Raw genomic sequence first — 22,605 nt, 5'->3', positions numbered from 1 at the left:
ATGTCGGATGGCGCTAATGCTTATCCGACCTACGTGTTTTAAACATCGGATGACGCTGATGCTTATCCGACCTGCGTGGCTCCTGCGTGGCTTTAAATCGTAGGGGAGATAAGCGCCAGCGCCATCCACCGAGCGGCACTAAACGTCCGTCGCATTACCCACCGTCTTATCTTTCAAAAACACGAACATCAATCCCAGCCACAGCACGCCGCCCAGCAGGTTAAACAGACTGAACAGACCGCTGCCGCCGTGCAGATAAGCGTGTTTACTCACCTCAATCCCGACGGTGAAGATCAACATCTGCAACATACCCATCGCCGCGGAAACGGTTCCTTTACTCATTTCGCTCGCAAAGAGCGTCAGGCGCACAAGCCCTGCGTTCGCAAGACCGATGCCAAAGGCGTACAGGCTCAGACCGGCGGTCATCCACAGATAAGCGTGCGACGAGGCAACCGTTGCCACCGCTGCAACCAGCAGGCCTGGCACAATCCACCAGCCGCCAAGAATAATCAGCGAACGAATACTGCGACGCGACGTTAAGCGCGCCAGCACCAGGTTACCCAAAATCAGCGCGCCGAAAATAGGCACCTGTAGCAAACCGTATTCATACGTACTTAGCTTCTCGCCGCTGATAATGATCACCGGCGACTGCGCAATCCACGCCAGCAGCGGCAGGCTGACAAAGCCTATCGCCAGCGAGCCCGCCACAAAACGGACGTTTTTCAGCACCAATTTGTAGTCGTGGCCGAGATCTTTTAAGGACAGTTTCTCGCCCAGACGCGTCGCCGTTTCAGGCATTGCGCGATGCAGGCCAAAGAAGGAAAACGCCGCCAGCACCGCGAACAGAATAAACATGGTTTCCCACGGCGCGTAATGCACCCAGGCCGCGCCCACCAAAGGGCCGAGCAACGGCGCAATCAGCGCTACGTTCGCCATCAGCGCGGTGATTTTAATACACACCGCCTCCTCGAAGGATTCCTGAATCGCGGCGTACCCCACCGCGCCGATAAAGCACAGGCTTATGCCCTGCAAAAAGCGCAGGAAGGTGAACTGCTCAATGTTTTGCGCAAGCAAGGTGGCAAGGCAGGTGACGATAAACCACACCACGCCGGTAAGCATCACCGGGCGGCGGCCGATTCGGTCGGAGAGCGGCCCCAGCAGCCACTGCAAGAACATCCCGCCTGCCAGGTAGGCGGTCATCGACGTCGGCACCCATTCGATGCCCGCGTTGTACTGTTCGACAACCGCCAGCATGCCCGGCTGGATCATGTCGTTGCCGATATAGGTAGAGAATTCATAGAGCACCAGGCACAGCGGGAACAGCAGCGCCTGGCGACCAAGTCGCTTGTTATTTTGCATTAGTTACTCGAGAGGATAATGACTTGAAGAAACGAAAATCACGCGCAGTTTAATAAATTGCCCGCGCGGTAGATAGTGAATTATTAAGATTGCAGGCGGATACCGCACAACCTTCATTTTGTTTAAGGTTTTCTTAATATTGCCTGCGTATGCTGCGTTTTTTTACCCTTATATATGCTGCTATGACTGAGCAAGGCAACCTCTGCTTATGCGGTAAAGATTCGGTAATTAAGATAAACCCGCTTTACCGTCTGCCGGCACGCTTTTACTTTTACCCGTTATTCAGCCTCCCGGCACTTGCCGTGACGCCGCCACGCAGGTGGCATCTTCACCACCTGAACAGTTAAGGAACCAAAACCGTTATGATGGAACAACTCAATCAGACGCTCTTTTTGATAATCAACGCCACGCCAGCCTCGCCGGAATGGCTAATCAAGCTTGCCGTTTTTATTGCCAAAGATTTGATAAACATCGTCCCGCTGCTGATTGCCATTCTTTGGCTGTGGGGCCAGCGCAAACAGATTACCGCCCAGCGCGAAATGGTAATTAAAACCGCGCTGGCAATTATTATCAGCGTCTCCCTTTCCTGGGTTGTCGGCCATCTTTTCCCACACGACCGACCTTTTGTTGACGGCATTGGCTATAACTTCCTGCATCACGCCCCGGATGATTCTTATCCGAGCGATCACGGCACGGTCATCTTCACCTTTGCGCTGGCTTTCGCTTTCTGGCACCGCGTGTGGTCCGGCGTAGCGCTATTTACCCTTGCCTGTGTAATCGCCTGGTCACGGGTGTATCTGGGCGTGCACTGGCCGCTGGATATGCTGGGCGGGTTGCTGGTGGGCTTGTGCTCCTGCGGGCTTGCGCAAATGGTGTGGAATGTCTGGGGCATGCAAATTTATAAGCGATTGCATCAGGCGCACCGCTTCTGCTTCGCGCTGTTTATTCGTAAGGGCTGGGTGCGTGACTAAGCTGTAATGCACAGTTAAAATGCCCAACGGCGGGAATTTGCAGGGCGGATAAACAACGTGCCATCCAACAATCCCTCTCGTCGATACCAGCGGCGGACGGCGCAAGCTTATCCGCCCTACGATTTTAAGACCCGGCAACGCCGGGTTTTTACTGTTCAGAGGGCATTATGGAAACCCGGCGCGACGAACGCATTAATCGCCTGATTCAGGCGCTAAAACGCAGCGATAAGATTCATCTTAAGGACGCCGCCGCCCTGCTGGGCGTATCAGAAATGACCATCCGTCGCGATCTGAATAACGAATCCGGGCCCATTGTGCTGCTGGGTGGTTATGTGGTGCTCGAACCACGCAGCTCCACCGCCAGCCACTATTTGCTAAGCGATCAGAAGACTCGGCAGGTTGAAGAAAAACGCCAGGCTGCGCGCATAGCAGCGGCGATGATTCGTCCGCATCAGACGGTGTTTTTCGACTGCGGCACCACCACGCCGTACATCATTGAAGCGCTGGATGACGAACTGGCGTTCACCGGCGTTTGCTATTCCCTGAACACATTTCTCGCCCTACAGGACAAACCCAACTGCCGCGTTATTTTAAGCGGCGGTGAATTCCACGCCAGCAATGCGATTTTCAAACCGATTAACTTTCAGGAATGTTTGAGCAATCTCTGCCCGGATATCGCCTTTTTCTCGGCGGCGGGCCTGCACACGCGTCACGGTGCGACCTGTTTTAATCTTGACGAGCTGCCGGTTAAGCACTGGGCGCTTTCAATGTCGCAGCTTTGCGTGCTGGTGGTGGATGGCAGTAAATTCGGCAAGGTGCGTCCGGCCTGCATGGGGCCGCTGTCGTCGTTCCATAGCATTATCAGCAATGAAAAACCCGCCGTGGAGTTTGTGGATTACGCCACGGCGGAGAATATCAAACTGCTCTGGTAATCAGGAGAACCAGCTACCAAACCAGCTATGGAATTTCATCAATACAAAGTCCCACATCCGACTGAAGAAACCGCCCTCTTCCACGTTTTCCATCACCATCAACGGACGCTGCTCGATGGATTTACCGTTTAGCTGGAAGTCGATTGAGCCCACTACCTGGCCTTTTTTCAGCGGAGCGGTAAGCTGCGGCTCGGTCAGGGTGAAGCTTGCCTTCAGATTTTTTAGCTGACCACGCGGAATTGTGACCGAGCCACCTTCGCCCGCGCCAAGTTTCACTTCGCTGCTGTCCCCAAACCACACGCGCTGCGTCACAAAGGTGGCGTCCGGCTTGATTGGCGTAACGGTTTCATAGAAGCGGAAGCCCCACGTCAGCAGCTTTTCACTTTCGTTAAAGCGGATGCGGTCGGTTTTGGTGCCGAGAACCACAGAAATCAGGCGCATATCGCCCTGGGTCGCCGAGGCGACCAGGTTGTACCCCGCCCCCGCCGTGGTGCCGGTTTTCATACCGTCGACGTTAAGGTTTGAGCTCCACAACAGGCGGTTGCGGTTTGGCTGCTTGATGTTGTTGAAAGTAAACTCTTTTTCTTTATGGATAGCGTACTCTTCCGGCACATCGTGAATCAGAGCTTTGCCAAGCAGCGCCATATCGCGGGCGGTGCTGAACTGCCCCGGCGCGTCCAGGCCGTGTACCGTTTTAAAGGTGGTGCTGGTGAGATTGAGTTTTTGTGCGTAGTTGTTCATCAGGCTGACGAAAGAGTCCTGGCTGCCCGCCACAAAATCTGCGATAGCGATGCTTGCGTCGTTACCCGACTGGATGATCACGCCTTTGTTCAGGTCTTCAACCGAGACTAAATCCCCCGGCTTCAGGAACATCAAAGAAGAGCCGCGCAGCACCGGGTTACCAGTCGCCCATGCATCCTTGCCGATGGTGACCATGTCGGTAAGATGAATTTTTTCTGCTTTCAGCGCCTGCCCAACCACGTAGCTGGTCATTAATTTGGTCAGACTTGCCGGATCGAGCTTTTCGTCGGCATTGCCTTCCGCCAGCACTTTGCCGCTGGCGTAATCCATTAAAATCCAGGCTCTGGCGTCAATCTGTGGGGCATTTGCCGTTGTCTGTTCTGCCGCGACCGCCGGGGCCGCCAGCAACAAAAGGGTCGACCCTGCAAGCAGGGCGCGTAACGACGCAGGGTTTAGCAAACTCTTCATAAAACCACCCGAGTATCCATTCAAAAAAAGTCACGACGCGCGCCGTCACTTCACATTTCAAGCTGTAAGTAAGCTAGCGTGCGAATTCACTTAAAGAAATATGGTGTTGGTAAAGTTTGTTAAGTTTATTCGAAATTTACCGTACTTGCCGCCGTCCGGCTTATTTTTTTTATGGCCTAAAGGGAGGAAAAGGTGTTTGCTTAAACGGCACACATACTGAATATGAAATGCACTCATCCATCAGGAGCAAATATGATAACCGTTTGGGGCAGAGATAATTCGACCAATGTAAAGAAGGTTTTGTGGTGTCTGGAAGAGCTGAGCCTGGCGTATCGTTCCATTCCGGCCGGCGGAAAATTTGGTAAAACGCACGACGCAGAATATCTGGCGATGAACCCTAACGCGCTGGTGCCCTGTATTCATGATGACGCGACAAATCTGACGCTGTGGGAATCCAATACTATCGTGCGTTACCTGGCGGCGCAGTATGGCCAGGGTTCATTGTGGATAGGCGACCCCGCCACGCGCGCATACGGCGAGAAATGGATGGACTGGGCAGCATCAACCCTGGTTATTCCGTACCGCGGCGTCTTTATGGGCCTTGTGCGAACCGCCCCGGAACAGCGCGACCAGAAGCTCATTGATGAAAGTATTGTGCAGTGCGACGCGTTGTTCAGCATTCTGGATGCCGAGCTTGCGAAGCAGCCGTGGTTTAGCGGTGCAGAGTTTGGGTCAGCGGATATCGCGCTGGGGCCAACGCTTTACGCCCTGCTGAATCTTGACGTGAAATGGGGGGCGCACGTTAATCTGCGGCGCTGGTACCAACAGTTGACCCAGCGCCCGGCATTCCAGAAAGCGGTAATGATTCCATTAAGCTAAACGTCAGCCTTGCGGACTGAGCTTCAGCAATTGCCCGTCAGATTCGTCGGTCAGGACATAGACATAACCGTCCGGGCCGACGCGAACATCACGAATACGCTGTTTACGCGAGTCCAGTAAACGCTGCTGCCCGGTCACCTTATCGCCATCGACCGTCAGTTCAATCAGGTTTTTCTCTTTGAGCGCGCCGATAAACAGCTTCCCTTTCCACTGCGGGAATTTATCTGCGTTATAGAACGCCATACCGCTCACCGCCGGAGAAACCTTCCAGTAATAATTCGGCTGCTCGGTCCCGGCAACAATTTCACCTTTCGCTTCAGGAATGGGCAATCCGCTGTAATTTATGCCCCATGTCGCAAGCGGCCAGCCGTAGTTTTTCCCAGCCTGCACTATATTAATTTCGTCGCCGCCGCGCGGGCCATGCTCGTTCAGCCACAGCTCGCCGCTTGCGGGATTGATAGCCAGCCCCTGTGGATTACGGTGCCCGTAAGACCAAATCTCGGCACGTGCGCCCTGCCTTGCCGCAAATGGATTATCTTTGGGAACCGTGCCGTCTTCGTTAAGCCGCACCACTTTTCCTTGTAGTTTGTCGAGATCCTGCGCAGTTGGGCGCTGGTTGTTTTCCCCAAGCGCGATAAACAGGTGCCCTTTGCCATCAAATACCATCTTGCCGCCAAAATGGTTGCCGGTAGAGAGCTTTGGCTGCTGGCGGAACACAACTTTAAAATCTTCAAGACGGTTGAGATTGGCGCTCAGGATGCCGTAGCCGACGGCTGTCCCCGCTTTGTCATCACCGCCTGCCTCGGCAAAGCTAAGCCATACTTTTCGGCTGCGTTCAAAATCAGGCGCCAGCACCACATCGAACAGCCCGCCCTGACCGTGCGCCCAAACCTTTGGCACGCCGACAATGGGATCGCCAAGCCCGGCGCCCGGCTGCCAGTGGCGTAGCTGCCCGTCACGCAGCGTAATCAGCATGCCTTTATCGTCCGGCAAAAACGCCAGCGACCAGGGATGATCGAGCTTGCTTTGCAGCACGTCGACTTTCACCTCTGCGGCCTGAACAACCGCCGAGAAGCAGAGAAAAGAGGCAATAATAAGCGAGCGGGATGAAGGCCAGGACATACAGCATCTCCTTTTCCGTTAACAGAATAAGGGTAGCCGCCTGAGTTCATCGGGTGGGGAATTTTACACAACCTTAAAATGCGGTTGGGGGAGTCGCCTCCCCCGTGGTCAAGCCTCGATGGCCTGCTGGCTGACAAGCAAACCATTCAGGCTGTGCGAAAGCTGATCGAGACAGCTTTCAAGCTTATCAGCGTCGATGGCGATGTAGTGCGGGCAGTCGTGCCGTCCGGTCATCAGACAGACGGCGGCGGAAGAAATCGCCGCAATGCCTCTATCAAACGAAGCAATTTCCTGCGGCAAAAATACTTTTTTAACGTCGGGTAAATTTTCGCGATATTCAGTACACAGATCGAACAGATTATCGCGCAGATGTTCACTCTCGACGACCGACATATAACCTTTCGCCCGCCGCAACGAGAGATAAGCTGCGACGTCTATCTTCGCAATGATCATCTTTTTCAGGAGATCACGCTTGAGCGTAGTCCTGGACATGCATTTATCCTCCCTATGAAGTGAACCCATAACACTCACTTATAGTATGGTCACTTTTTAACCAGGAGAGGCTTTATTGCAGCAGTCTTTGATCCGCCGCAATAACCTTTACATAACGCAAAACGGAGGGAGGGATTTGGTTCAGACGGAAGAGATTTTGGTACAGGTCGCCGCCGTATTTTGCTCGCGCCATAGCTGACGCAGCACGCTGTGGCCCAGGTTGTTCTGCCAGGTAAAACTGTTTTGTAAAACCACTACGGCAAAGTGATGCTGCCTGTCGATACCGATATAGCTGGAGTAGCCGCCGATATACCCCACCTGATAGGTAATAGTTTGCTCGCCGTAAGTGTCGCTCACCCAGGCAATATTTGCGGCTTCTTTGTCGCGCGGATAATAAACCTTCATGGCATCGCCCATGGCGCGCTCCAGCAGGCTATTGCCGGTGCTGCCAAGATGCGCGGCGGCAAAAGTAAGCAAATCGGCCGTATTGGCATAGAGCCCGCCTGCGCCGAGCATATTGCCCGTGAACTGCCAGTCCGGCACAACCTGCCCACGCGGAACAAATTTCGGCTGGCTGCCTGCGTGCCCAATCGCTCGCAGCGGATAAGCTTTTAACTTCTGCGGCGTAAAGCTGGTGTTCTGGATACCTAAAGGCGCAAACAGCAAAGTTTCCACAAGCCGATCCGCACGCTGGCCGGTCTGGTAATTCAATACGTAGTCCAGCACCGCGTAGCCCAGATTCGAATAGCGAGGCTCATCGCTTGCAGGCTTCACGAAGTGCGCGAGATCGTCAACGACCCTGTCGCTGTCGAGATGCGCGTAAAAGTTTTCTCCGTTGCCCAGGTAACGGACGAACGCCGCCAGCATCGGTAAATCCATATTCTGGCGCGGCAGGCCGGAGGTGTGCGTAACTAGCTGCAACAGCGTGATTTTCTTCGCATCGGCACTTAAGGCAACCGTCGGCGGCAGCAGCTTCTCAAGCGTATCGGACCAGTGCAGACGTCCCTGCGCCACCAGCACCGCCGTGGCTTCTGCCGTCATGCCTTTGCTGAGCGAGCCCACGGCAAACAGCGTGTTTTCATTGACCGGATTGCGATGCTCGCGGTCCGTCACGCCGTAACGCCAGTAATGGCGCTGATTCTGAGCGTCAATAACGCCCACCACCATGCCAGGCGAGTGCTGCTCAACCATCAGCGGCAGCCATTCGTTAATATCGCGCGGCTGAGGATCGCCACAGGCGCGCTGCGCGCGCTGGGGCACTTCGGCCACGGGAGCAACGTTCGACAGCGTGCCGCATCCCGCCAGCAGGCAAGTTAATGTCAGAAGAAGCGACGGGGGAATGTTCACGCGCAGCGGCAACTCAGCAACAAGGCAGCGGCGTTAATTTGCGGCGACACAAGGTTTCGCGCTCAGTTCCACCATCAGCGTACGGTTGTTGCCTTCTTTTTTAACGGCAAACTGGCTGCTGTGATAGCGGTACAGCGCCTGGCCACCGCTCATATTCTGATAAGAATAACGCCGACCGTTATACCAGGCATAATCACCATCCAGAGCCAGTTTTTCGCCGCCGCAGACAAATTTCTGCGCGGTGGCTGGCGGAGTATTCAGCGGCGTAGGAATGACATTACAGGCAGACAGCAAAAGCGTGGCTGCAAAGGTGCCGGCCAGGGCCAGTATCTTGCGCATAAAAAGGTCCTTTTGGATGAGCGAATGAAGAGTGAGCAAAACGGCTGTGATAATAAAGCTAACTCTTCCGGCAAGCAAAATAAGAGATGTCGTAAAGCACCAGAAAAAGACGAAAAACGCCCGTTATGCCGAAACTTGCCTCAGCAACCGCGGCACGGGGCGTTCAGCCAGGCAACTGTGCCCGGCTAAGCCGCTACCAGATTCTGCTCGCTAACAAACCGCGTCCAGCGGCGTATTTGTCTTTCAGGATTAACGACCCATAAATTGCGCCATGAACAAATTTGCCATTAAAAAGCAAGAAAATATTATTTCCATCTGGTTTCACCCAGAAAAAATTAATTCACTCCCAAACAAATTTATATTTAAACAAATTAATAAAAATTTTCAAAATCGCTTATTTTCAGCGAGTTAATAAGGCCAGCGCCAACATTCATTTCTAATCTCCCGATAATTCACAAGTGAAGAATTGTTTTTTAATCTTAAGCGAGTTAACTTTTGCTGAGCCCAAGTCCTTATTAGCCTTATTATTTCGTCGAGAGCAATATCATCGTTATATTCTCTTGCCGGTTAAACAAAGCAACTACCCTGAACACAACAATTACTTCGTAACTTCAGGCAATATTTCGTTAAACGCCACCGGATATAAATAACTAAGTTCACCGAAAGCTATAAGGATGCCGCAGCACCTTCTTTTGGCGAACCGGGATTAACTCTATGAAATTCGACGTATTAAGCGACAACTATTATTACTGTGAAGGAATGAAATCGGCCCAGAATACCGTGCATTACATTTTAACCCCTGAGGATATCGACAAATTTTACATTTGCTTCGCTCATAACAACCCGCTAATAATCGCCGTGGAAAATATGTATTTGCGCGGGTATATCATTGAAATCTGCCGGCTAATGAAATCGCAGTATATAGTATTGCTTGAAGATATGGTCAAAAACGGCTGGTTTGAGATTGATAACGTTATTTACTCTGCGATGGATAGTTCACAGCACCATATCAGAAAAGTTATCACCTCTCCGGTTATGAACAAAAACGAGCGGCTAACGCCACGCGAAAGAGACATTCTGCCTCACGTACATTTAAGCAATACGACGATTGCAACAAAACTCAACCTGTCACAAAAAACAGCAAGCGGATACAAAATCGTTATTAAAAGAAAGCTAAAAATGAAGTTCTACAATTCATTAGCGCTGACACGCATGAAAAATGCCATTATGTGCTCTGACACAACGGCAAAAAACAATTCCTTAACCCGCAGACAAAAAGTAGAGCCCCGCCAAAAACACGTGTAAAATCGCTCGGTTTTTTTCTTTGTTTACTTTGTGAGCGTAACTGTATGCATCAACCCCGTATTGGCTTTGTCTCTCTCGGTTGCCCGAAAAATCTTGTCGATTCAGAACGAATTCTTACCGAGCTGCGCACCGAAGGCTACGACGTCGTGCCCAGCTATGACGATGCCGATATGGTTATCGTAAACACCTGCGGATTTATCGACAGCGCGGTACAAGAGTCGCTAGAGGCGATCGGCGAAGCGCTGAATGAAAATGGCAAAGTCATTGTGACCGGCTGCCTGGGCGCTAAAGAAGATCAGATTCGCGAAGTGCACCCAAAGGTGCTGGAAATCACCGGGCCGCACAGCTACGAGCAAGTTTTACAGCACGTTCACCACTACGTGCCAAAGCCTAAGCACAACCCGTTTCTGAGCCTGGTGCCGGAACAGGGCGTGAAGCTGACGCCGCGCCATTATGCTTATCTGAAAATTTCCGAAGGCTGTAACCACCGCTGCACCTTCTGCATCATTCCTTCTATGCGCGGCGATCTCGACAGCCGCCCTGTGGGCGACGTGCTGGCGGAAGCTAAACGTCTGGTGGACGCGGGCGTCAAAGAACTGCTGGTCATCTCGCAGGATACTTCCGCTTACGGCGTGGACGTTAAGCACCGCACCGGTTTCTACAACGGCGAGCCGGTTAAAACCAGCGTGGTCAGCCTGTGCGAGCAGCTTTCTAAGCTCGGCGTGTGGACACGTCTGCACTACGTTTACCCGTATCCGCACGTTGACGATGTGATCCCATTGATGGCCGAAGGCAAAATCCTGCCTTATCTGGATATTCCTTTGCAGCACGCAAGCCCGCGCATCCTCAAACTGATGAAGCGCCCGGGCAGCGTAGACAGGCAGCTCCAGCGCATTAAGCAGTGGCGTGAGATTTGCCCGGATCTGACCCTGCGCTCGACCTTTATCGTCGGCTTCCCTGGCGAAACCGAAGAAGATTTCCAGATGCTGCTCGACTTCCTTAAAGAAGCGCGTCTGGACAGGGTTGGCTGCTTCAAATACAGCCCGGTAGAAGGCGCTACCGCCAACGAGCTGGCAGATCAGGTGCCGGAAGAAGTAAAAGAAGAGCGCTGGAACCGCTTCATGCAACTGCAACAGCAAATTTCCGCCGAGCGCCTGCAGGAAAAAGTGGGCCGCGAGATCCTCGTCATCATTGATGAAGTGGACGAAGAAGGTGCGATTGGTCGCAGTATGGCCGATGCGCCGGAAATTGACGGCGCGGTTTATCTGAACGGCGAAACCAAACTGAAGCCAGGGGATGTGGTGCGCGTGAAGGTTGAAAACGCGGACGAATACGATCTGTGGGGTACGGTGGTTTAACTGACTTTGCGGCGGGCGGCGTTCACGCTTGCCCGCCCTACCGAAACGTATCCGTAGGGCGGATAAGCGCGAGCGCCATCCACCTTTTTTTCGCCATCACCCCTTTATCTTCGGATCTAACGCGTCCCGCAAACCATCCCCCAGCAGGTTAAACGCCAGCACCGTTAAGAAGATCGCAAGGCTTGGGAAGATAGCCACGTGCGGGGCCATCACCATATCCGCCCTTGCCTCATTGAGCATCGCGCCCCACTCCGGCGTGGGCGGCTGCGCGCCCAGCCCCAGAAACGACAGGCTCGCCGCCGAGATAATCGAGGTGCCGATACGCATGGTGAAATAAACCACGATGGACGACACCGTACCGGGCAAAATATGACGGAAGATAATCGTCCAGTCTGAGGCGCCAATACTGCGTGCCGATTCGATAAAGGTTTGATGTTTCAGCACCAGCGTATTGCCTCGTACCAGACGAGCAAACGCCGGGATACTGAAAATCGCCACCGCGATAATGACGTTTGCCATCCCGCTGCCCATTACCGCAACAACCGCAATAGCAAGCAGGATGCCGGGAAAAGCGAACAGTACGTCGCAGATGCGCATAATTACGCGGTCCCACCAGCCTTCGTAATAACCTGCAAGCAGGCCGAAGAACGTGCCGATGAGCGCGCCGATAAGCACCGAGAAAACGCCCGCCGCCAGCGAAATCTGTGCGCCAACCAGCACACGGCTGAAGATATCCCGCCCCAGCGAATCCACGCCAAACCAGTGCAGCACAGACGGACCGTCATTTAACCTGTCGTAATCAAAGTAGTTTTCCGCATCAAACGGGGCAATCCAGGGTGCGATAAGCGCCACCGCTATCAGCAGTAGCACAAACGCGCCCGCGACCAGCGCAACGGGCTGCTGGCGCAGCCGCCGCAGAAACTCTCGCCACGGCGTACGTACGGATTCAGGCCGCACAATCGGCATTGCATTAAGTACTGCCTGACGTCGCCAGTTAAAAAGTCGCATCCTTACTTGTACCTGATTGCCGGGTTAATGGCCGCATAAAGCAGATCCACCACCAGATTGATGACAATAAATTCCAGCGAGAAAAGCAGCACTTCCGCCTGAATCACCGGGTAATCACGCATTTCGACTGAATCCACCAGCAGACGCCCAAGCCCCGGCCAGTTAAAGACTTTTTCTACCACAATCGAGCCGCCGAGCAGGAAGCCAAACTGCAAACCCATCATGGTAACCACCGGGATCATGGCGTTGCGCAGCCCGTGCTTAACCACTACCAGCGTTTCGCTCACCCCTTTGGCGCGAGCGGTGCGCATATAATCTTCCTGCAGCACGTCAACAAACGAAGCGCGGGTAAAGCGGGCCATGACGGCCGCTACCGCAGCGCCCAGCGTAATGGACGGTAAAACATAGTGCTGCCAGCTATCAGCTCCGACTGTCGGCAACCAGCCCAGCTCGACGGAAAAGACCTGCATCAGCAGCATGCCCAGCGCGAACGCCGGGAATGAAATGCCCGAGACGGCAATCGTCATGCTGACCCTGTCCGGCCAGCGGTTGCGCCATACGGCGGAAACAATGCCGGTAAACAGCCCGAAAACCACGGCCCAGCCCATGCTGGTGACGGTCAGCCACAGCGTGGGCATAAAGCGGCTGGCAATCTCTTCAGAAACCGGCCGGCGCGACACCATCGAAATGCCAAAATCGCCGCGAATAATATCGGTGATGAAATGCCAGAACTGCTGCCAGAGCGGCAAATCCAGACCTAACTGTTGGCGAACCATCTCAATAACCTGAGCATCCGCTTCAGGCCCGGCAATCAAACGCGCGGGATCGCCCGGCAGCAAATGGACAAACAGAAACACCAGCACCGCCACGATGAGCAGCGTTGGGATAAGGCCCAGCAGACGCTTAAGAAAATAGTTAAACAAAGTTACCCCGTTAACGTAGGGCGGGTGGCGCTTGCGCTACCCGCCATTTTTTCGGTGGATGGCCCTTGCTTACCCACCCTACAACGAAAGGTCTAATTCTACTGCAAATCCGCATCATCAAAGCTAAAGCCTGTATCCGGCATCACATAGAACCCGGTCAGGTTTTTGCTGTGTGCCGAGACCAGTTTTTCCACCACCAGCGGCACCCACGGAGATTCTTTCCAGATGGCGTCCTGCGCGTCTTTATAAAGCTTCGCCTTTTCATCGCGATTGGTGGTTTTCAACGCTTCGCTCAGATCTTTATCCACCTGCGGATTGCTGTAAAACGCGGTATTAAACAGCGTAGGCGGCCAGTTCTGGGAAGCAAACAGCGGCGACAACGCCCAGTCGGCTTCGCCGGTCGAAGCCGACCAGCCGGTATAGAACATTCTCACCCCGCTTTCCGCCTGCCCTTTGCCTTCTACTTCGGCTGCGCGCTGTCCGGCATCCATCGCCGTGACCTTCACTTTAATGCCGACCTGGGCCAGTTGCTGCTGAGTAAACTGCAGAACTTTTTGCGCTGTGCTGTGGTTGTGCGAAGACCACAGCGTGGTCTCAAAACCGTTCGGGAAACCGGCTTCTTTTAGCAGTTCGCGCGCTTTGGCCGGATCGTACGGCCACGGCTTATATTTTTGCGCGAAGTCGATAGACGGCGGCACCACGCCTTCCGCCGGCGTCGCATAACCCGCGAACGCCACCTTCACCAGCGCCTGTCGGTTAATCGCGTAGTTAATCGCTTCGCGCACTTTTGGATTATCAAACGGCTTTTGCGTGACGTTCATGCTGATATAGCGCTGCATAATGGACGGCGAGGCCACCAGCTCCAGCTTGCCGTTTTTCTCAAGGCGGCCTGCCTGCTCGTAAGGAATAGGAAACGCAAACTGCGCTTCGCCGGTTTGCAGCATCGCCGCGCGGGTATTGTTGTCAACAACCGGGCGCCAGGTGATGGTATCCAGTTTTGGTAATCCCTGCTTCCAGTAGCCGGCGAATTTCTTCACCTTCACAAAATCCGTCTGGTTCCAGGTATCAAGCTGATAAGGCCCGGTGCCGACCGGATGGAAGCCAATATCTTTACCGTATTTTTTCAGCGCGGCCGGTGAAATCATCGCCGTAGCCGGGTGGGCAAGAATATTGATAAACGCCGAGAACGGCTGTTTGAGGGTGATTTTCACGGTCGTTGCGTCCAGCGCTTCGGTTTTCGCAATCGCCTTGTAAAGGTTATAGCGTTTGAGATGGTTATCCGCGTTGCTGGCCCGGTCAAGGTTGACCTTCACCGCCTCGGCGTTGAAATCCGTCCCGTCCTGGAATTTAACGTCCGGGTGCAGTTTGATGGTGTAAACCAGGCCGTCGTCAGAAACGGTATAGCTTTCCGCCAGCACGTTTTGCAGCTTCATGTCTTTATCAAGGCCAAACAGCCCCTGGTAAAACGATTTTGCCACCGCCTGCGAGAGCGTATCGTTGGCGTCGTACGGGTCGAGCGTGGTGAAGTTGGAAGCCACGGCCACGACGACATCTTTAGCGGCAAAGGCCGGTGCGGCGAGTACGGAAGTTGCGAGGCCTGCCGCAGCCAGCCATTTATTGGTGGTGTTTGATGTCATGTTGTTATTCTCCTGATTATCCCTGCCTAAATATGATTTTCATGGCTTCCGATCGGGTGGCGGGCAACGAAATGCCCGGGGCCAACGGCCACCAGCGGAGCAACGTGCGGTTCATCCCCAAGCCTGCGCGTGGCGCTTGGGATCTCATCAGAAAGCAAAACGGGGTTCGGGCGACGGTGCGCCGGGTCGGCAACCGGAACGGCGGCCATTAACTTACGGGTATAAGGATGCTGCGGGTTTTCAAACACCGCACGGCGCGGGCCGATTTCGACAATCTGTCCCAGATACATCACCGCCACGCGATGGCTGATTCTCTCCACAACCGCCATATCATGAGAAATAAACAAAAACGCGATGCCAAACTCGCGCTGTAAGTCGAGCAGCAGGTTGATGATTTGCGCGCGTATGGAAACATCCAGCGCGGAAACGGACTCGTCGGCAATCACCACCTTCGGATTTAGCGCCAGCGCTCGGGCGATGCAGATACGCTGGCGCTGACCGCCGGAAAACTCGTGCGGATAGCGCCAGGCATGTTCCGGTAACAGGCCAACACGCTCCAGCAGCCACGCGACGCGAAGCTGCGCCTGATCTTTTGGCATCAGGTTATGGACCAGAAGCGGCTCCATAATCGAATAACCGACCGTCAAACGCGGGTCGAGAGAAGCGTAAGGGTCCTGAAAGATAAACTGAATATCCCGGCGCACGTGCTGCATCTGCGCATTCGGCAGGTTGTCGATGCGCTGGCCGTTAAAGTTAATGCTGCCGCCCTGGGTTTCCACCAGCCGCAGCAGCGAGCGCCCGGTGGTTGATTTACCGCTGCCGGACTCGCCGACCAGGCCCAGGGTTTCACCCGGCCACAGGTCAAAGCTCACCTTTTCTACCGCGTGAACCTTTTTTGTGACGCGATTAAAAATGCCGCTGCGGATATCAAAGCGGGTCACTAAATCACGCACCTGTAGAACCGGCGCGGAGCCTGCCGGAATAGTGTCCTGCTCGGTTTCCGGTTCGGGTTTATCAGGGTGGTTTGGGTTCATCAGCGGGAATTTACGCGGCAAATCTGAACCACTCATCGACCCAAGACGCGGCACCGCAGCCAGCAGCGCTTTGGTATAAGGATGAGCGGGCGCACGAAAAATCTGTTCCACGCTGCCGGTTTCTACCGCTTCGCCGCGGTACATCACCAGCACCCGGTCGGCTATGTCCGCCACCACGCCCATATCGTGCGTGATGAAGATGACGCCCATTTCCATTTCGTCCTGCAGGACGCGAATAAGCTGAAGAATTTGCGCCTGAATAGTGACGTCCAGCGCGGTGGTTGGTTCGTCGGCAATCAGTACCGCAGGGCGGCAAGACAGCGCCATCGCAATCATCACGCGCTGGCGCATTCCGCCGGAAAGCTGATGCGGATAGCGGCCAAGGATCGCTTTCGCTTCGGGAATGCGCACGCGTTCGAGCATGCGCTGCGCCTCCAGCATCGCCGCCTTGCTGTCGAGTTTCTGATGTAAACGAATGGATTCTGCGATTTGCTCGCCCACCGGGAATACGGGGTTGAGCGAGGTCATTGGCTCCTGAAAAATCATCGCGATATCCGCGCCGCGCACGTTGCGCATCTGCGAGGAGCTTACTTTATAGGGTTCAATAACCTGTTTATTACGACGACGCAGAAGGATTTTTTCGCCTTCAACCAGACCACCGGACTGTTCCAGCAGGCGCATTAACGCCAGGGCGGTAACCGACTTACCGGAACCAGACTCGCCGACTATTGCCAGCGTTTCACCGCGTTTGAGATCGAACGAGAGGTGACGCACCGCTTCGCTGTACGTTTTTTCCTGACGAAACCGAATATTCAGATCGTTAACGCTGAGCACCCGGTCTTCTGGCAGTTCATCACTGTGCGGCATCAACGCTCCTGGTCGCGATAAATTCCCACGCTGGGCGCATCGCCGACATAGCCGTAGCCGCGATACATCCCTTCGCTGTTAAAGGGCAGCGCCACGTTGCCTTCGTTGTCGATGGCGATAACGCCGCCAACGCCGTCGAGCACGGGCAGTTTTTCCATTACCACGCGTTCGCTCGCCTGGTGGAGGCTCAGGCCGCGGTATTCCATTAACGCGGCGATGTCATAGGCCGCAAGCGTGCGAATAAAGACTTCGCCCGTGCCGGTGCAGGAAACGGCAACGTTTGCGTTATTGGCATAGCAACCTGCGCCGACGAGAGGGGAATCGCCCACCCGGCCGGGCATTTTATTTGTCATGCCGCCGGTTGAGGTCGCCGCCGCAAGGTTGCCGAATTTATCCAGCGCCACAGCGCCCACGGTGCCAAATTTAGTATCCGGATCTATTGGCTCTCCGCCATCAATATCCAGCACGGTTTGGTTATTAAGCTGCGCGCGCTGCAACTGTTCCCGGCGTTCCGCCGTCGAGAAGATATCTGGCGAAACGGGCTCAAGCCCCTGCGCCTGTGCAAATGCTTCGGCACCCTCGCCTGTCAGTAACACATGAGGGCTGTTTTCCAGCACCTTTCGCGCCGCAAGTATCGGATTGCGGATATGGCTCACGCCCGCAACCGCCCCGGCATCCAGCGTATTGCCATCCATAATGCAGGCATCAAGCTCGTGCGTGCCCTCCTGGGTGAAAACAGAGCCGATTCCGGCGTTAAACAGCGGGCATTCTTCAAGCATTCGCACGGCTTCGGTCACCGCATCCAGCGCGCTTGCGCCTGAGGCCAGCATAGCCTGGCCGGCTTCAACGATTTCCGATAATGCCTGGATATAAAGCTGCTCTTTTTCAACGCTTAACTGCGCGCGCGTGATTGCGCCTGCTCCACCGTGGATCGCGATTACCGCTTTGTTCATAACGACATGGCCCTGTCAGAGTTGTTAGAGACAACTTTTTCTATAAATATCAGAATCGTTATCAAATTCTCATACGATTTTTGAATATAGAAAGATGTAAAAGTGTTGTAAAGAAAATTGAGCCGCGCCTTACCCCCAATGGAACATTCAGTGACGGCGCTTTATCTGCCATAATATGCCCCTTACTTTGCCCCCGCCGCAGGAGTTTTTCATGGAATTTACCGCCGGGCTGATCCCCCTTGAAACCGCTTTAGAACAGATGCTTTCGCGCATTGTTCCTGTCACCGAATCGCAGACTCTTCCGCTACTGCAGGCCGCCGGGCGCGTTACCGCCAACCCTGTCACTTCTCCCATTGATGTGCCTGGCTTTGATAATTCAGCCATGGACGGTTACGCGGTGCGCATGGCTGATATTGCAGCAGGCGGCGCATTGCCCGTTGCGGGAAAAGCTTTTGCCGGGCAGCCGTTTAACGACGAATGGCCAGCAGGCGCCTGCGTAAGAATTATGACCGGCGCTCCTCTGCCCGCAGGCGCACAAGCCGTCGTCATGCAGGAAGAGACGGAAGTCACGGAAACCGGCGTGCGCTTTAATGCGCCGGTGAAAAACGGCCAGAACATCCGCCTGCGCGGGGAGGATATCCGCAGCGGCGCCAGCGTGTTGCCCGCAGGCAAAAAATTGACCGCCGCCGAGCTGCCGCTTATCGCCTCGCTGGGCGTTGCCGATGTCACGGTGCTGCGCAAAGTACGCGCCGCCGTATTCTCGACGGGGGATGAACTGCGGTTGCCGGGCCAGCCGCTTGGCGACGGACAAATCTATGATACCAACCGTCTTGCCGTTCACCTGATGCTCGACCAGCTTGGCTGTGAAGTTATCGACCTGGGCATCATTAAAGACGACCCGGAAGCGCTGCGCGCCGCCTTTATTGAGGCGGACAGCCAGGCTGATGTGGTTATCAGCAGCGGCGGCGTTTCCGTGGGCGAAGCAGACTACACCAAACAACTCCTTGAAGAGTTAGGCGAAGTGGGCTTCTGGAAGCTTGCCATTAAGCCCGGCAAACCTTTCGCTTTCGGCCGTCTGCAAAACAGTTGGTTTTGCGGCCTGCCGGGCAACCCGGTTTCTGCGGCGCTCACCTTCTATCAGCTCGTACAGCCGTTACTGGCAAAGCTGAGCGGCCAGCAGGGCAACGTTCTCCCGCCGCGCCTGCGCGCACGCACGCTCGGCAGGCTGAAAAAATCGCCGGGGCGTCTGGATTTCCAGCGCGGAATTATGCGCACCGCGCAGGACGGCCAGCTCGAAGTGCTTAGCACCGGCCATCAGGGTTCGCATATTTTCAGCTCTTTCAGCCAGGCCAACTGCTTTATCGTGCTGGAGCGTGAGCGCGGCAATGTAGAAGCGGGCGAATGGGTTGAGATCGAACCCTTTAACGCGCTGTTTGGAGGCTAAGATGGCAGCCGAACTCAGCGATGCAGAGATGCTGCGCTACAACCGCCAGATTATCCTGCGCGGTTTTGATTTTGACGGGCAGGAAGCGTTAAAAGCCGCGCGCGTGCTGGTGGTTGGGCTTGGAGGCCTTGGCTGCGCCGCTTCGCAGTATCTTGCCGCAGCAGGCGTGGGGCACCTCACGCTGCTGGATTTCGATACGGTGGCGTTGTCTAATCTGCAACGTCAGACGCTGCATCACGATGCGAGCATTGGCCAACCGAAAGTGGATTCCGCACGGGAAGCGCTTGCCGCCATTAATCCTCATATCTCGCTTGAAACAATCAATGCGCTGCTGGATGAACAGCAGGTGGCGGAAGCAGTGGCAAAGCACGATCTGGTGCTGGACTGCACGGATAACGTCGCTATCCGCAATCAGCTCAATCTGTGCTGCTTTAACGCGAAGAAACCGCTGGTCAGCGGCGCGGCCATCCGCATGGAAGGGCAAATCAGCGTATTCACTTATCAGCAAGGCGAGCCGTGTTATCGCTGCCTGAGCCGTCTGTTTGGCGAAAATGCGCTGACGTGCGTGGAAGCGGGCGTTATGGCCCCGTTGCCAGGCGTGATTGGTTCGTTGCAGGCGATGGAAGCCATTAAGCTACTGGCGAATTACGGAACGCCTGGCAGCGGAAAAATCGTCATGTACGATGCCCTGTCCTGCCAGTTCCGCGAGATGAAGCTGCAGCGTTTTGCGCAATGTGAAGTGTGCGGCGCTCATTCGTCATAAAGCCCGTCGCTCTTCACCGCCGTATGACTTTTATTAGAACGTATACGGCGTACTGATTCCCGCACCGCCAGCGTGCCGTTTAGCAGCAAATTGCCGACCGGCGCTTCAGGGCGAATAAGCCGTTGCTGAAGGATATGCACGGCTTCCTCGCCCAGCTCATCGCGTGGCACATGAAGCGAAGTGAGCGGGACGTCGTGAATCGCCGCAAGGTTAAAGCCGTCAATGCTCATTACCGAGATGTCGTGCGGCACCCTCAGCCCCGCTTTTTGCAGCGCGCTAACCGCCCCCGCAGCCATAAAATCGCCCCCCACCAGCAGCGCTGTCGGCAGCCTGTGCCGCGGCGTGGCGGCAAGAAAATCTTCGATTATCTGTTCGCTTTCTTTGGCGCTGAAACTTTGCGCCGTCATTAAATGCTGGCCGTCGTCGAACTGAAGGTTATGCGCATCCCACGCGTCGCGAATGCCCGCCAGGCGCAGCTCCATGGTGTAGCGGCGCAGGCAAAGTAAGTTAACGACGGATTTATGCCCCTGCTCAAACAGGTAGCTGGCGGCGAACTCACCGATGAGCTGATGGTCCGGTGCGACGCCCGGCAGGCGCATTTTACGATCGCGGCAGTTGATCAACACGCAGGGTTTAGCGAGATCCGCAGCCAGATCGTGAACATGCGGATCGTCAATGCCCAGCAGGATCGCCGCTTCCGTTTCCACTTCGTTCATTTTGCTCAGAAACAGGTTAGCGTCGCAGTCATGCTCTTCGAGGGCGCAGTAGCGCAGCCGGACTTCATGAAGCGCCAGCGCCTTGCTGATACCCTGAATCACGCGGTAATAAAATACATCCAGCCGCTCTTCAAACGCACGCTGCGGCGCGAAGACGACCAGGCTATTAAGCAGTAATCTCCCCGCCGCCATCCCTTTAAGCACGCCGTTTTGCTGGGCGCAGTTCAGTACCTGCTGTTTTGCCGCTTCGCTGGTATTGGCTTTGCCCGCCAGCACGCGAGAAACGGTGCTGATCGAAAGCCCGGTTTGCGCCGCAATTTCGGCGATTTTTAGCTTTTTGCTCATTCTGTGATCTGCGCCCATTTTGCAAATGAAAAAATTTTCATAAGCCGGAGTTTGGCTGATTTACTGGCAATTTTGCTACGCCTGAGCAACCGCCAGCATCTTCATGAAAATTATTGCACCAAATCTGCTATTGACCTTTTTATAACTGATTTAGGCTCAATTTGTCGAACAGCTTTCTCGATTCGGTTTCGGAAACACCAATTAAAAACAATATTAATCAAAGAGTTATTCATTAATTGCGGCTGAAAGGCTGTTATACCAATTCCGACAGACACTCTGCTACGTGGAGAACGACATGAGTCATGGCATACAACAGGATGTAACGGCGGTAAAAGCTAAGCGCACCATTCGCAATTTGCGCTGGTGGGTACTGGTTCTGTTTTTACTGGGCGTCACCGTCAACTACATCACCCGTAATTCGCTGGGCATTCTTGCCCCTGAGCTGAAAACTTCTCTTGGCATCACCACCGAACAATATTCCTGGATAGTCGGCGCTTTCCAGTTGGCCTATACCCTCTTCCAGCCTGTTTGCGGCTGGCTGATAGACGTGATTGGCCTGAAGCTCGGCTTTCTGATTTGCGCTGGCGTCTGGGCGATGGTTTGTATGCTACACGCCGGTGCCGGAAGCTGGCTGCAACTGGCGATTCTGCGCTTCTTTATGGGTGGCGCGGAAGCTGCCGCAACGCCAGCCAACGCCAAAACTATTGGTGAATGGTTCCCGAAAAAAGAACGTCCCATTGCCGCAGGCTGGGCCGGCGTCGGCTTCTCTATCGGCGCGATGCTTGCGCCGCCGATTATCTATTTCGCCCACGCCTCTTTTGGCTGGCAGGGCGCGTTTATGTTTACCGGCGTGCTGGCCATGCTTTGGGTCATTCTGTGGTGGCTCTTCTACCATAATCCGGAGCAACACCCGAACCTGAGCAAGGAAGAGCTTGAATTTATTAAGCAGGACAACGAGCCGCCCGCGATAAAGTTACCCTTCCTGACCGCACTGAAAAACGTTTCTAAAAATAAACGCTTTTACGGTATCGCCATCCCGGCGTTTATGGCGGAACCGGCCTGGGCGGTGCTGAGCTTTTGGGTGCCGCTGTATCTGGCAAGCGAGCGCGGTATGGATCTGAAACAGATCGCCATGTTCGCCTGGCTGCCGTTTCTTGCCGCCGACCTGGGTAGCGTGGCAAGCGGCTACCTGACAAAAATTTATACCCGCTGGTTTGGCTGCACGCGCACTAACTCTATTGTGGCCAGTTCCGTGACCGGCGCTTTCCTGATGATCTCCCTGGCGCTAGTCGCCATCACCAAAGATCCCTACGTCACCATCGCGCTGATTTCCGTGGGCGGTTTTGGGCACCAGATAATCTCCTGCATGCTAAGCGCCCTCGTAGTGGACTCTTTTGATAAAGGCCAGATGGCGACCGTCAACGGTATGCGCGGCTCTGCGGCCTGGATCGCAAGCTTCCTGTTTTCGCTGCTGATTGGCGTTACCGCCGACAAAATCGGCTACAACCCGCTGTTTATCGCCATGGGCTTCTTTGACCTGATCGGCGCCGTATTCCTTGTCTCTTTTATTGCTGAACGCCGCTCCAGGCGTGCCTGAAATGG

General features: G+C 54.6%; 20 protein-coding genes. 8 read left to right on the top strand and 12 right to left on the bottom strand.

All coding sequences use genetic code 11. The annotated features are described in order from the left end of the window. Positions 1-138: 138 nt before the first annotated feature. Positions 139-1,359 (bottom strand): MFS transporter, encoded by a 1,221-nt coding sequence (locus MUA00_RS12100; RefSeq protein WP_271123287.1) that lies wholly within the window; start codon positions 1,357-1,359, stop codon positions 139-141. A 362-nt stretch (positions 1,360-1,721) separates the two neighbouring features. Between MUA00_RS12100 and ybjG the strand changes: the two genes are divergently transcribed. Beyond that, complete coding sequence (ybjG, locus tag MUA00_RS12095) at positions 1,722-2,330, top strand: undecaprenyl-diphosphate phosphatase (protein WP_271123286.1); 609 nt, start codon at positions 1,722-1,724, stop codon at positions 2,328-2,330. A gap of 167 nt (positions 2,331-2,497) precedes the next feature. Further along, a complete protein-coding gene (gene deoR / locus MUA00_RS12090; RefSeq protein WP_271123285.1) occupies positions 2,498-3,262 on the top strand; it encodes a DNA-binding transcriptional repressor DeoR in 765 nt (254 codons plus the stop codon). Here the strand turns inward: deoR and dacC are convergent, their stop codons facing one another. Then, positions 3,263-4,471 (bottom strand): serine-type D-Ala-D-Ala carboxypeptidase, encoded by a 1,209-nt coding sequence (gene dacC / locus MUA00_RS12085; RefSeq protein ID WP_271123284.1) that lies wholly within the window; start codon positions 4,469-4,471, stop codon positions 3,263-3,265. 252 nt (positions 4,472-4,723) lie between these two features. Here dacC and MUA00_RS12080 point away from each other — a divergent pair, with 252 nt between their 5' ends. Continuing rightward, positions 4,724-5,350, top strand: coding sequence for a glutathione S-transferase family protein (locus MUA00_RS12080; protein ID WP_271123283.1), 627 nt, complete (start codon positions 4,724-4,726; stop codon positions 5,348-5,350). 3 nt (positions 5,351-5,353) lie between these two features. Here the strand turns inward: MUA00_RS12080 and MUA00_RS12075 are convergent, their stop codons facing one another. The 4 genes from MUA00_RS12075 to MUA00_RS12060 form a co-directional block, all read right to left on the bottom strand. Further along, complete coding sequence (locus tag MUA00_RS12075; RefSeq protein WP_271123282.1) at positions 5,354-6,472, bottom strand: PQQ-dependent sugar dehydrogenase; 1,119 nt, start codon at positions 6,470-6,472, stop codon at positions 5,354-5,356. A 108-nt stretch (positions 6,473-6,580) separates the two neighbouring features. Beyond that, positions 6,581-6,964, bottom strand: coding sequence for a biofilm formation regulator BssR (locus tag MUA00_RS12070; RefSeq protein ID WP_271123281.1), 384 nt, complete (start codon positions 6,962-6,964; stop codon positions 6,581-6,583). Between the two features lie 141 nt (positions 6,965-7,105). After that, a complete protein-coding gene (locus MUA00_RS12065; protein ID WP_271123280.1) occupies positions 7,106-8,311 on the bottom strand; it encodes a serine hydrolase domain-containing protein in 1,206 nt (401 codons plus the stop codon). 33 nt (positions 8,312-8,344) lie between these two features. Then, on the bottom strand, positions 8,345-8,650 hold the full coding sequence (locus tag MUA00_RS12060; RefSeq protein ID WP_271123279.1) for a hypothetical protein: 306 nt from the start codon (positions 8,648-8,650) through the stop codon (positions 8,345-8,347). Positions 8,651-9,364: 714 nt separating this feature from the next. Between MUA00_RS12060 and MUA00_RS12055 the strand changes: the two genes are divergently transcribed. Both MUA00_RS12055 and rimO read left to right on the top strand, forming a co-directional pair. Beyond that, positions 9,365-9,955, top strand: coding sequence for a LuxR C-terminal-related transcriptional regulator (locus MUA00_RS12055; RefSeq protein ID WP_271123278.1), 591 nt, complete (start codon positions 9,365-9,367; stop codon positions 9,953-9,955). A 44-nt stretch (positions 9,956-9,999) separates the two neighbouring features. Beyond that, positions 10,000-11,313: a 30S ribosomal protein S12 methylthiotransferase RimO gene (gene rimO, locus MUA00_RS12050; RefSeq protein WP_271123277.1), complete on the top strand. Its 1,314-nt coding sequence runs from the start codon at positions 10,000-10,002 to the stop codon at positions 11,311-11,313. A gap of 96 nt (positions 11,314-11,409) precedes the next feature. Here rimO and gsiD read toward each other — a convergent pair whose 3' ends face one another. From gsiD to MUA00_RS12025, 5 genes are all read right to left on the bottom strand, one after another. Next, positions 11,410-12,321 (bottom strand): glutathione ABC transporter permease GsiD, encoded by a 912-nt coding sequence (gene gsiD / locus MUA00_RS12045; protein WP_271123276.1) that lies wholly within the window; start codon positions 12,319-12,321, stop codon positions 11,410-11,412. A gap of 2 nt (positions 12,322-12,323) precedes the next feature. Further along, positions 12,324-13,244 carry a glutathione ABC transporter permease GsiC gene (gsiC, locus tag MUA00_RS12040; protein ID WP_271123275.1) on the bottom strand — a complete coding sequence of 307 codons (921 nt, stop codon included), beginning with the start codon at positions 13,242-13,244 and terminating at the stop codon, positions 12,324-12,326. Between the two features lie 98 nt (positions 13,245-13,342). Then, positions 13,343-14,881 carry a glutathione ABC transporter substrate-binding protein GsiB gene (gsiB, locus tag MUA00_RS12035; protein WP_271123274.1) on the bottom strand — a complete coding sequence of 513 codons (1,539 nt, stop codon included), beginning with the start codon at positions 14,879-14,881 and terminating at the stop codon, positions 13,343-13,345. Positions 14,882-14,907: 26 nt separating this feature from the next. Then, entirely contained in the window at positions 14,908-16,782 is a 1,875-nt protein-coding gene (gene gsiA / locus MUA00_RS12030) for a glutathione ABC transporter ATP-binding protein GsiA (RefSeq protein WP_271123273.1), read from the bottom strand. Further along, positions 16,782-17,735 (bottom strand): isoaspartyl peptidase/L-asparaginase, encoded by a 954-nt coding sequence (locus MUA00_RS12025; protein WP_271123272.1) that lies wholly within the window; start codon positions 17,733-17,735, stop codon positions 16,782-16,784. The genes gsiA and MUA00_RS12025 overlap by 1 nt, the downstream gene beginning before the upstream one ends. 211 nt (positions 17,736-17,946) lie before the next feature. On the opposite strand from MUA00_RS12025, the gene moeA reads away from it, so the two are divergent. Both moeA and moeB read left to right on the top strand, forming a co-directional pair. Then, a complete protein-coding gene (gene moeA / locus MUA00_RS12020) occupies positions 17,947-19,179 on the top strand; it encodes a molybdopterin molybdotransferase MoeA (RefSeq protein ID WP_271123271.1) in 1,233 nt (410 codons plus the stop codon). Position 19,180: 1 nt separating this feature from the next. Continuing rightward, complete coding sequence (moeB, locus tag MUA00_RS12015) at positions 19,181-19,942, top strand: molybdopterin-synthase adenylyltransferase MoeB (protein ID WP_271123270.1); 762 nt, start codon at positions 19,181-19,183, stop codon at positions 19,940-19,942. Here the strand turns inward: moeB and MUA00_RS12010 are convergent. Then, positions 19,930-21,003 (bottom strand): LacI family DNA-binding transcriptional regulator, encoded by a 1,074-nt coding sequence (locus MUA00_RS12010; protein ID WP_271123269.1) that lies wholly within the window; start codon positions 21,001-21,003, stop codon positions 19,930-19,932. The genes moeB and MUA00_RS12010 overlap by 13 nt on opposite strands. 295 nt (positions 21,004-21,298) lie before the next feature. On the opposite strand from MUA00_RS12010, the gene MUA00_RS12005 reads away from it, so the two are divergent. Then, positions 21,299-22,600 (top strand): MFS transporter, encoded by a 1,302-nt coding sequence (locus MUA00_RS12005; RefSeq protein WP_271123268.1) that lies wholly within the window; start codon positions 21,299-21,301, stop codon positions 22,598-22,600. Positions 22,601-22,605 lie beyond the last annotated feature (5 nt).

Origin of the sequence: Dryocola boscaweniae, from assembly GCF_025215095.1 — a bacterium.
Taxonomy (GTDB): Bacteria; Pseudomonadota; Gammaproteobacteria; order Enterobacterales; family Enterobacteriaceae; genus Dryocola; species Dryocola boscaweniae.
The sequence above is the reverse complement of the archived record's forward strand: the minus strand, read 5'-3'. Positions and strand labels throughout refer to the sequence as shown.

Bases quoted from the DNA above. Each gene is read 5' to 3' on its own strand.
- gsiA (WP_271123273.1), bottom strand. From the start codon at position 16,782: ATGCCGCACAGTGATGAACTGCCAGAAGACCGGGTGCTCAGCGTTAAC.
- MUA00_RS12060 (WP_271123279.1), bottom strand. From the start codon at position 8,650: ATGCGCAAGATACTGGCCCTGGCCGGCACCTTTGCAGCCACGCTTTTG.
- MUA00_RS12055 (WP_271123278.1), top strand. From the start codon at position 9,365: ATGAAATTCGACGTATTAAGCGACAACTATTATTACTGTGAAGGAATG.
- MUA00_RS12025 (WP_271123272.1), bottom strand. From the start codon at position 17,735: ATGAACAAAGCGGTAATCGCGATCCACGGTGGAGCAGGCGCAATCACG.
- ybjG (WP_271123286.1), top strand. From the start codon at position 1,722: ATGATGGAACAACTCAATCAGACGCTCTTTTTGATAATCAACGCCACG.
- rimO (WP_271123277.1), top strand. From the start codon at position 10,000: ATGCATCAACCCCGTATTGGCTTTGTCTCTCTCGGTTGCCCGAAAAAT.
- gsiD (WP_271123276.1), bottom strand. From the start codon at position 12,321: ATGCGACTTTTTAACTGGCGACGTCAGGCAGTACTTAATGCAATGCCG.
- MUA00_RS12010 (WP_271123269.1), bottom strand. From the start codon at position 21,003: ATGAGCAAAAAGCTAAAAATCGCCGAAATTGCGGCGCAAACCGGGCTT.
- gsiB (WP_271123274.1), bottom strand. From the start codon at position 14,881: ATGACATCAAACACCACCAATAAATGGCTGGCTGCGGCAGGCCTCGCA.
- MUA00_RS12070 (WP_271123281.1), bottom strand. From the start codon at position 6,964: ATGTCCAGGACTACGCTCAAGCGTGATCTCCTGAAAAAGATGATCATT.
- moeA (WP_271123271.1), top strand. From the start codon at position 17,947: ATGGAATTTACCGCCGGGCTGATCCCCCTTGAAACCGCTTTAGAACAG.
- MUA00_RS12075 (WP_271123282.1), bottom strand. From the start codon at position 6,472: ATGTCCTGGCCTTCATCCCGCTCGCTTATTATTGCCTCTTTTCTCTGC.
- deoR (WP_271123285.1), top strand. From the start codon at position 2,498: ATGGAAACCCGGCGCGACGAACGCATTAATCGCCTGATTCAGGCGCTA.
- dacC (WP_271123284.1), bottom strand. From the start codon at position 4,471: ATGAAGAGTTTGCTAAACCCTGCGTCGTTACGCGCCCTGCTTGCAGGG.
- moeB (WP_271123270.1), top strand. From the start codon at position 19,181: ATGGCAGCCGAACTCAGCGATGCAGAGATGCTGCGCTACAACCGCCAG.
- MUA00_RS12100 (WP_271123287.1), bottom strand. From the start codon at position 1,359: ATGCAAAATAACAAGCGACTTGGTCGCCAGGCGCTGCTGTTCCCGCTG.
- MUA00_RS12005 (WP_271123268.1), top strand. From the start codon at position 21,299: ATGAGTCATGGCATACAACAGGATGTAACGGCGGTAAAAGCTAAGCGC.
- MUA00_RS12080 (WP_271123283.1), top strand. From the start codon at position 4,724: ATGATAACCGTTTGGGGCAGAGATAATTCGACCAATGTAAAGAAGGTT.